Raw genomic sequence first — 12726 nt, forward strand, 5'->3', positions numbered from 1 at the left:
TTCATTCATCTGGATCGAAAAACAACCTCACCCTCTTTGATCGTCATCACAACGTTCAAACCTTCGTCGAGAAGAACAAGATCTGCCCTCGCTCCTTCGGCTATTCTTCCTCTATCAGCCAGCCCCAGTTCAACACAGCTGTTGTACGAGGAAACCTTCGCAAGTTCTGTAAGAGAACACCCCGTAAACTTTCTGAAGTTCTTCACGGCCTGTGAGAAAAGGAGCGTGCTTCCCGCGAGTGTACCATCTTCCAACCTCGGAACACCGCCTTCCACCTTCACCACGAGATCTCCCAGGGTGGTCGTTCCATCTTTGAGACCCGCCGCAGATATAGAATCTGTGACCAGAACGATTCCATCCGCTTTTTTCACTTTGTAGACGAGTTTCACCATCTCCTTAGAAAGATGTACCCCGTCGCAGATGAGCTCCAGCTTCACATCGTCCAACAAAAGTCCCGCCCCCGTGATTCCTATCTCTCTGTGATGAAGTGGCTTCAATCCGTTCGGAAAGTGTGTGATTCTTTTTACATTCTCTTCGTAGAATTTCATGAACTCCTCAAAAGTAGCGATGGAATGTCCTGCTGAAAGAACGATGCCTTTTTCCACGAGTCTCAAAAGAAGTTCGGAGCTTTCTATTTCAGGTGCGAAGGTGAGCATCTTCACCGGAGAATCGATTTCCCTCAGTTCTTCTTCTGAAGGTGGTCTTATGTGTCCTTCTGAGTGCGCCCCTTTCTTTTCTTTGGAGATGTACGGTCCTTCCAGATGAATGCCAAGTAGCGATGTTGACGGGTTTTCAAGGATGTATTCCTTCGCTTTTCTCAAAATTTCTTTCATACTTCCAAATGAAGTGGAAACAGTTGTGGCAAGAAACGTGGTGATTCCTTGTGAGTAGAGAAATTCTTCCATTTCAGAAAAGTCGCAGTTCATGGTGTCTGCACCCATCACACCGTGGATGTGCGGATCGACAAACCCGGGCATGAGAACACCCCGTGGAATGCATTCTCTCTTTTCAACTTTCACGACCTTTCCCTCTTCTATCTCCACGTCCCCAGTGAACTCTCCATCAACGGGATCAACGATCAGAACTTTCTCAACAACCATAGAACACACCTCACAGAACAACGGTCTTTTCCAGATGGGGAGGATTGTCTGGTGAGATACCCTTGGAAATCGCCTTCTGATACCCAAGAATCTGAGCGGGAACAGTCCTCAAAAAGGCAGATCTCCAGTCGTTGCTCACCGGGATATCTCCACCTTCTCCCACTTCCAGAACGGTGGCACCGAGTGATTCGAGTTCTTTTTTCAAGCGCTTCTCCTGTTCATCCATTCCCGACACTTTTTGCATGAAGACGAGAGCGCCTTTTTTCACCAGTGCCTTTGGACCGTGCCTGTACTCGAGCGTCGAATACGCTTCCGAGAAAGTGAGAGACATCTCAATACATTTTAAAGCCGATTCAAGGCTGATTCCAAAAAACTCTGACATGCCAAGGAACACGAAGTGATCGTGTTCTTTCAGATCGATCTTTTCAATCACCTTCCAAGAGATATCGAAGAACTCGGACGAATACCCGACGAGCTCTGAGAACCGCTCCGTTGAATTTCCGGCTATTCTGTCTGCCAGAAACATCAAAGAGAGCAGGATCATGTTGAAAGACTTCGTCATCACGATCGCTTCTTCTCGTATGGGAAACACGAGTGGAAGATCACTCTCTTTTGCGAGTCTCGATTCTTCTTCTATAGTGATCCCTACTGTTCTGTAGTTTCGTTTCCTCAGAACATCGTTTGCGAGAAGTACCTCCGTTGTGTTCCCGGTTCTCGAGAAAAGAAAGGCCAGTCCTTCCTCCTTGAGATCTGGAACCTTCTGGAAAGCCACCTCACCCGCCGGGATTGCTCTTGTTCTTATCTTTAAAACTCTCTCGAAATAATTGGAGATGGTGAGGGCGAGGTTGTACGAACTCCCACATCCCACAAAGAACACTTCATCAGCCATGTTCTTCTGTATTTCACTGAAGATTTTTGTTTTCTCCAAATTCAGAACAAAGTTCTCGAAGAACTCCTTCAACTCGTTTTTCTGGTCTGTGATCTCTTTCAGCGTTTTGCTCACAATCTTCCCTCCTTCAGTATTTCACGCCACCGGCAATAGCGTTTATTATGTACCTCTGAGCGAAGATGAACAGTAATACAACAGGAAGTATCGCCAGAACGATTCCAGCTGCGGTGTATCTGAAATTCACTTGGAAAGTGCTGTTCAGATAAACGAGTGCCACAGAGAGAGGATACTTGTTGGAATCGGACAGAACTATGAGAGGCCACAGGAAATTGTCCCACCAGGTGATCACCTGGAACACAACGAGAGTGGCGATGTCCGGCTTTATTAGAGGTGTGATTATCCTCCACCATATGTAGAGTTCTCCGGCACCATCTATCCTCGCAGCGTCTTCGAAGCTCTTCGGAACACTCAAATAAGCCTGTCTCATCATGAAGATACCGAAGATCGTAACAGCCTGGGGGAGAATCACCCCGGTGTAGGTGTTCAGAAGACTGAGCTTTCTGAGGGTGAGGTAGTTGACTATCAGGGTGTTCTGAACTGGAATCATCATTGGAAGAAGAATCAGAAAGAGCACCAGCTGTTTCCCTTTGAAGTCTATTCTGGCGAGAGGATAGGCCACCATCAGCGAGAAAAGCACGTTCAAAAGTGTGCCAAAACCCGCTATTATAATCGTGTTCAGATAGTAATTTCCAAGCTTCACCGTTTTCCATGCCCCAACGTAGTTTGAAAAGGTTGCCGGGTACGGAATGAGACTCGGTGGATACTTGTACACGTTACCTCCTGCCTCGAAAGAGGTCTTTGCAATCCAGTAAAACGGCCACACTGAAAGAATCGAAAAAAGAACAAGGACCACATAAGTCAAGATCTTTCTGATCTTAGGCATAATAGCTCTTCAAACCTCCTTCCCTGAACAGATAGAAGTTCAAAAGCGAAAATGCAATCACAACGAAGCTGAACAGAACAGCGGCAGCGTTCGAATATCCGAACTGGAGATATTCAAAAGCTCGATTGTATATGAAAATTCCCATTGTTTCCGTTGCGTGAACTGGTCCACCCTTTGTCATAGCGTAAATCTCTCCGAAGACGTTCAAAGCCGCTATGGACGACATGGTTGAGCAAAACAAGATGTACGGTTTCAGAAGGGGAATCGTCACCTTGAAAAAGACTTGAGAAGGTTTCGCACCGTCAACCCTGGCAGCCTCTATCAATTCCCTGGGGATGCTCTGGAGTCCTGCCAGATATATAACCATGTAGTAACCGAATCCTTTCCACATGGTGACGAACATGATAGCGAAGAGAGCCACCTTGGGATCCGAAAGGAAAGCAATCGGCTCGTCTATAATATGAAGTGAATGCAGAAGAAAGTTGATGAATCCTTTTTCTCTGTACATCCACTGCCACGTGATCGCGGCAATGGTGATGGGAGTAACCACCGGAAGAAAAATGAAAGTCCTGAAAAGATTTCTGCCCTTTATGGCTCTATCGAGCAGGACCGCAAGCAGTATAGAAACGAGCTGGAGTGGAGGTACAACGAGTAGGTACAAAAGACTGTTCTTGAAGGCGTTCCAGAATAAAGGATCATGAAACAGATCGATGTAGTTCTTCAGTCCTATGTAAAGGGATTCCCCCACTATGTCGTACTGGTAAAAAGATATCTTGATACCGAACACGAGAGGATAATATATGAAAAGCACCATGAGGAGAGTGGGGGTCGTTATGAAGAAGAATGCAAGGAGAAGCTGTTTTTTTCTCAGACTTTTGTAGTACCTTCCTGGCATTTTCTCTCTCCTTTCGAAAGGGAGGGGCACTCCCCTCCCCATCTTTTTTATTTCGATTGCTGAGTTTGAATGAGATATCTCCAGTACTTCGCGGTCTCTTCGAGCGCTGTTTCGGGATCTTTCTGTCCAAGGAACACCTGAACAATGGCATCCTTCAGTCTGTCGAACGCTTCTTTTCTGAATGGTATGTCATCGTTGTAGAACGTGATGTTCTCAAGATACTTGGCTCCCATGATCCTGGCTTTGGCAGCGAGCGTTCCATCGTCTTTTGAGAACCACGGGTCATTCACCGCTGCTTTGAGAGTTGGGAATATGGTAACGAGCTTACAGAATGCGATCTGGTTCTCGAGGTTTGCAACGAACGCTGCGAATTTAGCGGCTTCCTCAGGATTCTTGGATCCTCTGACCACGTTCAGCGTTGAGTACCATCCACTCATTCTCACACCCGGTTTTGGAGCTGGAATAGGAGCAACTTCGGATTTTTCATATATTTCTGGGGCGTTCCATTTCACTCTGTCCGCAAACTGAACACCAGTGATCAACATGGCGAGTTCCCCAGCCTGGTAGAGCTCTGTGGCTCTCGTCCATTCTCCACCCTGGACGATTTCGCTCGGGATGTACTTCTGTTTGTAGAGAGTGGCCCATTTGTTGAGAGTGTGAGCGTATTCCGGCCTGTCAAAGAGTACTTCTTTTATTCTGTTGTTTTCATCCACCGTGTAGAGATTCAACCCGTCCCAGTTGAAGATCGCAGAAGGATCTTGGAAGATCGTGGGAAGGGCACCGTATTTTCCCGTTTTTTCCTTGATCAAAACAGAGTAGAGGAGTATTTCATCCCAGGTTCGAGGCGGATACTTCGGATCCAGCCCGGCTTTTTCGAAGATCTCTTTGTTGTAGAATATCACGTCCACAGCTGTGTACCAGGGAATCCCGTAAATTTCACCTTTCCAGGTGAGTCCCTTGATCATGTTGTCAAAGTACTGATTGATAACTTCTTCGGGTAGCAAATCGTTCAGCGGGAACAGAACTCTCTTCTGAGCGAATTCGATGGTCCACTGGGCGTTCAGGTTCACGACATCGGGTGGGTTTCCAGAAGAGAAGGCTGCAAGAAGCTTCTGCTGGAGGACATCCCACGGAACATCTTCCCAAACGATTTCAACATCCGGGTTCAACTCTTCGTATCTGTCGATGATCCCCTGAATGAAATCTGTGAAGGTCGGTTTCAGCGACATGGTCCAGAAGACTATCTTGGTTTTGGACAGTGCCAGAACTGCGAGAAGAACTACCAAAAGAATGACCACGAACTTCCTCATGAATCACACCTCCCCGAAAGATGTTCTAAGGATTTATAGATAGAAATAGGTTTCGTCGATCTTGTGATGACAATCTTTCTTCCTTCGAAATACCTGGCATCGAACGGATTTCTCAGAATGAAGTAAACAGTCTTTTCTGCCGGCAAGCTCAGATGGGCTTTCAGAGCCTTTTCGTTCGATATGTCGGCTACAAAATCGAAGATCAAATCACCTTCAACTGGATCGGGACCGTCTTCTACGGTGTATCGAACAACATTCTCGACCTTGAAAAATCTGGAAACGATCTCTGGAATCTGGTCGTAATCGCCCCCCGTGGTGTCCGCTGGACTCAAATTCTCACTGGATGGAACGAGAAGAGTCACTTCACTGGTACGATCTATCTTTTCAAAGCCGAGGAATTCCACGGCGTTCATTGAAACATCGGCAAGAAAACCAACACCGTTGTTTTTCTTCACAAGAGCCAGGTATTTTTCCACCGTTCTTATGGAGCGTTCCACTTTGTCCTTCTGGACCTTTCCATCTTTGAGGAGTTTTACCAGCGTTTCATAGTAAACTGGAAGGTTTCTGTAATCACCGAGAAGGATCATGTTTCCTCCCGCATTCAGAAAGAGGCTCACAATCTCTTCAACGGAGAAATTATTCGATACAGCGCTCATCTCCACAGCGTCGCTGATCACAAGACCGTCGAAACCGATCTTCTCTCTGAGAACGTCCGTTATGATCTTCTCCGAAAGAGTGGCTGGGAGGTCGTCGATGGCAGAATATTCAACGTGGGCCGTCATGACCGTGACCTTTTTCTTTTTTTCCAGCACCTTTCTGAACGGCAGAAGATCTTCTTCCCAGAGTTTTTCAAAGGATGCATCGACCACAGGAAGGGTGAGGTGGGAGTCTTCCCTTGCTTTTCCGTGACCTGGAAAGTGTTTGATGCAGGGAACAACTCCACTTTCCAGATAGCCCTCACAGGCCTTTACTCCGTGCTCGGCTACGATTTTGGGATCTGAGCTGTAGCTTCTCATGTCGATCACCGATGAACTCTCTTCAGAAAGAAGATCAAGAACAGGAGCAAAAACCATGTTGAACCCCACAATTTCCATGATCTTTCCTGCAATCTTGGAATATCTGTAGGTTACATCCGGTGAGTTTTTTCCAAAGGCAAGATTTCCCGGAGACGAGGGAACATATCTCAACACTTCAAGTTGACCACCTTCGTGATCGGAACTGATGAGAAAATTTCCCTCTTTCGATAGAAAACTCATGAAATCCATCAGAAGATATTCTTTCGAAAGAACTCCAGGATAGATCAGAATACCAGCCGGTCTGTATTTTCTGATTATTTCCTTGACTTCTTCGTTGAAGTCGTTGAAACCGCAGAAGAACAGCTTTCCAAGATCCACGTTCATCACTCCTTCATTTCAGAATCCTGCTGGCGAATTCGTAGTCTTCGAGGATCCTCTTCCAGAAAGCCTTTGCTGCACCGAAGGCGACCGTCCAGAGTCCCCTTTCATCGAAGAGAATCTCAACGTCAGAGATGTGTCTTTTTTCAAGGCGATCCTGAACGTTCTTTGCCAGCTCACTATGAAACTCATGGGAAAACAACGTTATGTCTCCACCAAAAATCACGGTTTCTGGATCTAAAAGATAGCTAACGAAAGAAGCAACCTCTGAAAGCTTCGAAAGAAGTTTCAAGAGCGAACCAGAAGACAGGTTTTTCAAATCTACTTCATCGAGCGTGGCTGGCTCGGACAGAATGGCCGGCAGGATGTCAATTTCGAATTCACCCGCAGCGCCGTTGGAACCCTGATACAGGTTCCCTTCCAGCCAGAGTCCTGCTCCAACACCCACCGGCTGGTTCAGATAGTAAGGAACAGAGAGCAGAAAATATACCACATTTTTCTTTTGAAAGCCGTATCCCACAACTGCCGCGTTGGCGTCGTTCAGAACGAAAACCTCTGTCCCAAATTCCCTGGAGAGAATTTCTCCGAGATCGAGATCTTCAATATCGAGTGCCGAAGAAAAGATCACCTTGTTTTCCTTTATGATTCCAGGCATACCGATGGAAATTCCCACTGTACTCGGATAGCTTTCTTTAAAAGCCATAACACAATCAACAAGAGCGCTTACGATCTCTTCTCCACGAAAATTTCTGTGTATTTCATTTTTTTCAACCGCACTTCCCTTCGCATCGATCACCACGCCGATCAACCTGTTCTGTTCTACACCGATTCCCAGAACGAAGAATTTATTCGGGTTTGCCGTATAAAGAGCGGTTTTTCTACCCCCCGACGAACCGGGAGACGCTTCTTCGACCTTCAAAACAAAACCCGATTCCTGCAGAGATCGAAAATTTCTGGATACGGTGGACATGTTCACAGAAAGCTTCTCGCTGATTTCTCTCATCGATATCTTTTCGTTTTCTACGAGAAGTTTGAGAATCTTGTGTTGAGTGGGTGAAATGTTCAAGAGAGGTCCCTCCCATCAGTTAGTTGCATGCCGCAAACAACTTCATAAATTATTGTCAACCAACGAGTCACACTTTGTCAAGTTACAGTTTCATTTCGTTAACTGTTGGAAGAATTTAGGGAGGGAAAAATGAAAAGGTGGCTCCTTCTGGAGCCACCTTGCTTTCTTGTTCTTATCTTCTGTTATACCTTCCTGTAGCAGAACCACCAGTCGTAGCACTCAAATTCTTTTGATTCCAGCCTTTTTCTTGCTTCCTCCACATTGCTTGCCGGAGGAACAATCACAGCATCGTTTATGAGTTCGTTGTTCGGCCAGTTGGCGGGAATCGCTACTCTTTTTTCATCGGATGTCTGAAGGGCTTTCACTGCTCTGAGAATCTCATCGATGTTTCTTCCGACTTCCTGCGGATAGTAGATGATGGCCCTTATGATTCCATTCGGATCGACTATGAAAACAGCTCTCACCGTGTTTGTTCCCTTGTTGGGATGTATCAATCCAAGTCTTTTTGAAAGTTCCCCAAGGTCATCCGCTATGATCGGAAATTCGATTTCAACTCCCAGTTTTTCTTTTATCCATTCAACCCACTTGATGTGTGAGAACACCTGGTCGATGCTGAGACCTATGAGTTCTGTGTTGAGCTTTCTGAATTCATCGTATCTCTTCTGGAACGCAACGAACTCGGTGGTACACACCGGAGTGAAATCGGCCGGGTGGCTGAAGAGAACGAACCACTTTCCCCTGTAATCATCCGGAAGAACTTTCTTTCCATGAGTGGTTCTCACTTCCACCCTTGGAAACTCTTCACCTATGAGGGGAATTCTTCCTTCCATACACAACACCTCCTCGTAACTTTTTGAAATTATTTTAAATTGATATCCGTTCTCAATAATACACACATTGTGTTTCATAAATTTTTCTGTTCTGTATCGATTTTGAATCATTAAAAGTTGTGCACAGAGAACAAAAAAACGGGGAGAACATCTCCCCGTCCCTACAAACTTTCTTCTATCGATCTCAGAAATTCCTCCGATTTCTTCAATCGTTCCAGCACCTGCTCCTTCGTTTCGAACTTCTCATCGTCCCAGAGGTTCACACCCCAGTCTTCCAGTATCATCTTCCATTCCTCGTCCGAAGCCACACCGTAGGCTTTTTCCAGAGTGTTCAGGTAATTCTTCGCATCGTTCAGGATGAGTCTGTAGTGTTCGAGGAATCTTATGTACCTTTCGAAAACAAGAACATCTCTGAGCCCGTACAGATCGTTGTAGATCTTGGAGAGTACTTCATTGATTCTGGAAGCTTCAATGTTCCTTTGTTTCATATAGTTTTCGAAATCTCTCATTCCTTCTACAAGAAGTTCCTCCCACGGATTCAGCTTGTACACGTATTTCTTCTCTGATATGAATTTGTTCATCTCCTGAGAGTCGATGGACAGCCAGTTCAGATTCCTGAAACTTTCAAAGAGATCTTTGAAGAACCCTTCGAATTGATTCGCGTATTCTCTTCCCAGGTTACTTTCAATGTATTCCTTAAGTCTTTCCAAAGTGCTTTCAAATGTCTTTTTTGCTTTGCTTTCATACAGCGATATGGATTCTTTTGCGTTCTTGTAGCTCTCATTGTAAATCGTCAGAACATCTTCAAACGTGAACAAAGCTTCCTGACTATTTTTTGAGGAGATGTATTCGAAGGGCATCGCGTGCAGAAAATCGAGAACACCATCTGGAACTCCCCAAACGCCCGCTCTGTTCATGTTTTCAACTGCCCAGATTTCTCTTTTAGCAAGATAGAATAGGAACTCTCTGTTCTTTTGAACAGTGAGTGGTTGAGCTTCCGCAGCTCTCGTGGCGAAATATCTGTAGATATCCTGTCCCGCAACGGCTTTTCTGAGATCGTAGTGTTTCCAGTCGGGAAATCTGTTCCACGCACCCGGAAGGATCTTCACTGTGAGATTCGCGTAATTCGTGAAACTATCGAAATACTTTGATGCTAACTCAGCGAAAGCTTTCTGAGTCAGATCATCCTGGACTTTCGAGAACAAAATCTTCATGATCTGGTGAAGTCCCACGTATCTTATTGCAAGACCTCTGTACGTGTTTCTCTCGTTGAAGGACTTCAAAGAGGAAAGGTACAGAGAAACGGAATCGAGGAAGACCTGAACGGTGATGAGATTGTCCACCCCCAGATCGTTGATCGTGGAAAGACTCGCGTTTTCAAGAAACGTCAGGTCAGTCTTTTTCACGTCTGGAAAGATTACTTTCTGATACTCATCGAAGTTCTGTTCAAAAAACGCACTGTAATCCTCTTTTGTCTTCAGTTTCGCTTTCAATTCATCGATTCGAAACTCACTTGCTGCAAGCGACGCGAGGTAGAAATAAGATCTCCCATACGTTTTGTTCACCTGAACGGATCTCAGGAAGTACTCCTTCGCTTTCCTGTAGAGTTCTACCCTTTGGTTTGTGAGCTGATTTCTATAAGATACTACCTGCTGGAGAGCGTTCTGCAATTTCTGCCTTTCTTTTTGAATGGTCTCGAGCCTCAATCTTTCTATCTCCAGGTTAGAAGGTTTCACAGGGAGGTTTTGCCTTTCAACGAACTTCTTGAATTCGTCGGGTTTCAGGTAACTGTACCGCCCACTCAGAGAGTCCAGTTCTTCCATAGCTGTCTTTACCTGTTGTTCATAACTGTCCAGTTTGGCCATGTCTTCTTCTACTTTCCTTATGGAAAGATAGGCAGAATTTCCCCACTTGAAATAAACTTCAGAGATGAAGTAGTTCCATTTCAAGTAAGCAGAAACAATACCCACCAGAAGAACGATCGTTCCAATCGCAACGGCCTTTTTTCGCTCGATCTCCGCTTTCTTTCCGTCGTAGAAGTACCCACCAACCGCTATGGAAGCGACGGTCATCACAAGGAATCCATTCGGAAGAAGATGCGCTGGAAAGCTGAACGCGCTGTGCATCATGAACGTGATGAAAGAACTGGCAAGTGCCAGAAAGAGCAAAAGATCATCTCGCACCGTGATCCTTTGAATTATTCTGAAAAACAGAATTCCAAGTGACAGAGCGAGAAAGATGACGGAAACAAATCCAATTACTCCCATTTCCCCAAGGACCTGAAGGTAATCGTTGTGCGTTCTCTTGAAGTTGTTCCAGCCGTACATCAAAATCGGGTGGTCTTCTATAACATCTCCCATGTAGTTTATCGTGAGAATCTGATACGTTCCGATTCCGGTACCGAGTATCTTGTGTGTCCTCCACTGGTATATCGATGAAAGCCAGGACAGAAGCCTCTCGTGCCAGGACCCCACCTCGGCAACCGCCTGAATCCTCCCAGCAGGAGACACCTTCCCGTAACCGTTCAGAGGAGTGGGAAGATTGTAGAGAACAACGAGAGCGATCGAAGCGATCAGCACGAAAGTCGTGAGAGTTTTACTCATACTCAGGACTTCTCTGTCTGTCTCCTTCGAAACCTTCTTTTTTCTGAAAATCATATAGAACGCAGCGAAAACACAAAGAGAAATGATGTTCGCAACGTACAAAGATCTCGTCTGAGATACCAGTATTCCCGAAACCATGAGGAGCGCAGAAACTGAGGCTATCACTTTGGTTATGGACGCTTCTTTTCTTTTGAAATCGGTCGACGCTATGAGATAGATAGCGAGCGGAAGGTTCAGAGAGAGAAAGTTCGAGACGAAGTTCACATTTCCTATGGTCGCTTTCACGGTTGCCCTCGAAAAGGGACTCCCCACATCCCCAAGGAAAACATCGACACCGCCGTAGAAGTTCAAAAGCGCATCGAAAGCTATGAATCCCGCAAGAGCCACACTGACTGTGAGGAATCTCCTTATTCTCTCCTTTGTAACAAAGAAGTTCGAGATGAAGATCGATGTGAAGAACATGAGAAGAACGTAGATCGCTATGTCAAAGGAATACCTGAAATAGACAGGATTATCACGATAGACGTTTATCGTAGATAGAAGGGCAGAAACAGCGAAGGCAAAGAAACCTACATGGGCCATGTTGAATCTGATTTCCAGTTTCTCTTTCCTGAGAATCTTCATCAGGATCATGAAGAACATAACGCTCAGGAACACCGTGATCAGAGCGTACTTTGGAACGCTGAACTCGTACGTGAGTTTTCTGGACGAGAAAAGGGCAACGACGATGTACATGATGTAAAACAGTATCTCCATAAATTTTCCCTCCCACTCAATCGTAATGGAGAAGCCCGAGGCTTTTTATGAGAACAAAAGAAAACACAGCAGCCAAGACGAGCGTTACCACACTCATCACTATGTTTCCCAGAGCCCCAAAGCTGAACCCACAGAAAACAGCGTGCGTTGCGATCATTATGAAGAGCGCTCTTCTCGTTCCAGATCTTCGAGAGAGCTTATCGTACATGTGGTCCCTGTCTCCTTTGAAGATCGACCTTCTATTCCTGTACCTCCTCACAACACTCGCCAGAAAATCCAGAAAGAAGATCCAGAGAGGAAAAACCATTGTGAGAAATGTATTGAAAGAGAAGAAACGATTTTGAGAAAGAACGATCGTAGATAGAAGAACGGCCAACAGGTAACTCCCTGCATCGCCCATGAAAATCTTCGCAGGCGGGAAGTTGAAAACAAGATAGCCGAGAGAAGCGCCGAGAAGGGAGAGAGATAGGTTTTCGAAGAACACGCCTCTCACCAGAAAGAAATAAGAAAGCGAAGACAGGGCCACGAGACTTCCACAGAGCCCATCCATACCATCCATCATGTTCACAGAATTTACGAGAACGGCAATGAAGAACAACCAGAGAGTGGAAACCAGTAAATTTTCGAGACCGATGAATCTCCACACGAGCAAGAGTGAAATGCCGAACTCTGCAACCAATCTTAAAAAGGGAGAAATGGAGAACAGATCATCCATCAATCCAAGTGTGAGAGCGATCGATGCTGAAAGTAGAACCACCGTGTCGTTCCACAAAAACGGAAGAACCCCTACAAATATTCCCAGTCCACCCAGGTAAGGTGTTTCTCTTCCGTGGGGCTTCAGCACACCATCCGGTCTGTCCACTATGTTCAGTCTTTTCGCAACTCTTCCGAAGAACCAGACACCGAACAGACTCAAAAGAAAACTCAAAAGGAAAGCCAT

General features: G+C 45.6%; 10 protein-coding genes. All 10 read right to left on the bottom strand.

The genetic code is table 11. The features are described from left to right. Window positions 1–5: 5 nt before the first annotated feature. Window positions 6–1100, bottom strand: coding sequence for an N-acetylglucosamine-6-phosphate deacetylase (nagA, locus tag AS158_RS04520; RefSeq protein ID WP_165304576.1), 1095 nt, complete (start codon window positions 1098–1100; stop codon window positions 6–8). Window positions 1101–1110: 10 nt separating this feature from the next. Beyond that, the gene (locus AS158_RS04525) at window positions 1111–2103 is read right to left on the bottom strand and encodes an SIS domain-containing protein (protein ID WP_165304577.1); all 993 of its coding nucleotides are present in this window, start codon (window positions 2101–2103) and stop codon (window positions 1111–1113) included. Between the two features lie 13 nt (window positions 2104–2116). Next, window positions 2117–2932, bottom strand: a complete 816-nt coding sequence (locus AS158_RS04530) for a carbohydrate ABC transporter permease (RefSeq protein ID WP_165304578.1) — start codon at window positions 2930–2932, stop codon at window positions 2117–2119. Continuing rightward, the gene (locus tag AS158_RS04535; RefSeq protein ID WP_165304579.1) at window positions 2925–3827 is read right to left on the bottom strand and encodes a sugar ABC transporter permease; all 903 of its coding nucleotides are present in this window, start codon (window positions 3825–3827) and stop codon (window positions 2925–2927) included. The genes AS158_RS04530 and AS158_RS04535 overlap by 8 nt, the downstream gene beginning before the upstream one ends. Before the next feature lie 47 nt (window positions 3828–3874). Then, entirely contained in the window at window positions 3875–5137 is a 1263-nt protein-coding gene (locus tag AS158_RS04540) for a sugar ABC transporter substrate-binding protein (RefSeq protein WP_165304580.1), read from the bottom strand. Then, a complete protein-coding gene (nagA, locus tag AS158_RS04545) occupies window positions 5134–6537 on the bottom strand; it encodes a glycoside hydrolase family 3 protein (RefSeq protein WP_241241250.1) in 1404 nt (467 codons plus the stop codon). Before nagA (AS158_RS04545) ends, AS158_RS04540 begins: the two co-directional genes overlap by 4 nt. 7 nt (window positions 6538–6544) lie before the next feature. After that, the gene (locus tag AS158_RS04550; RefSeq protein ID WP_165304581.1) at window positions 6545–7597 is read right to left on the bottom strand and encodes an ROK family transcriptional regulator; all 1053 of its coding nucleotides are present in this window, start codon (window positions 7595–7597) and stop codon (window positions 6545–6547) included. Between the two features lie 182 nt (window positions 7598–7779). Further along, window positions 7780–8427, bottom strand: a complete 648-nt coding sequence (locus AS158_RS04555) for a peroxiredoxin (RefSeq protein WP_165304582.1) — start codon at window positions 8425–8427, stop codon at window positions 7780–7782. A 161-nt stretch (window positions 8428–8588) separates the two neighbouring features. Further along, window positions 8589–11786 carry an O-antigen ligase gene (locus AS158_RS04560; RefSeq protein WP_165304583.1) on the bottom strand — a complete coding sequence of 1066 codons (3198 nt, stop codon included), beginning with the start codon at window positions 11784–11786 and terminating at the stop codon, window positions 8589–8591. A 16-nt stretch (window positions 11787–11802) separates the two neighbouring features. Further along, window positions 11803–12726, bottom strand: coding sequence for an MraY family glycosyltransferase (locus tag AS158_RS04565; RefSeq protein ID WP_165304584.1), 924 nt, complete (start codon window positions 12724–12726; stop codon window positions 11803–11805).

Source organism: Thermotoga sp. 38H-to (assembly GCF_011057665.1).
Lineage (GTDB): Bacteria > Thermotogota > Thermotogae > Thermotogales > Thermotogaceae > Thermotoga.

Coding starts and splice junctions, on each gene's coding strand:
- AS158_RS04565 (WP_165304584.1), bottom strand. CDS start 12,726: ATGGCTTTCCTTTTGAGTTTTCTTTTGAGTCTGTTCGGTGTCTGGTTC.
- AS158_RS04560 (WP_165304583.1), bottom strand. CDS start 11,786: ATGGAGATACTGTTTTACATCATGTACATCGTCGTTGCCCTTTTCTCG.
- AS158_RS04535 (WP_165304579.1), bottom strand. CDS start 3,827: ATGCCAGGAAGGTACTACAAAAGTCTGAGAAAAAAACAGCTTCTCCTT.
- nagA (WP_241241250.1), bottom strand. CDS start 6,537: ATGAACGTGGATCTTGGAAAGCTGTTCTTCTGCGGTTTCAACGACTTC.
- AS158_RS04540 (WP_165304580.1), bottom strand. CDS start 5,137: ATGAGGAAGTTCGTGGTCATTCTTTTGGTAGTTCTTCTCGCAGTTCTG.
- AS158_RS04530 (WP_165304578.1), bottom strand. CDS start 2,932: ATGCCTAAGATCAGAAAGATCTTGACTTATGTGGTCCTTGTTCTTTTT.
- AS158_RS04555 (WP_165304582.1), bottom strand. CDS start 8,427: ATGGAAGGAAGAATTCCCCTCATAGGTGAAGAGTTTCCAAGGGTGGAA.
- nagA (WP_165304576.1), bottom strand. CDS start 1,100: ATGGTTGTTGAGAAAGTTCTGATCGTTGATCCCGTTGATGGAGAGTTC.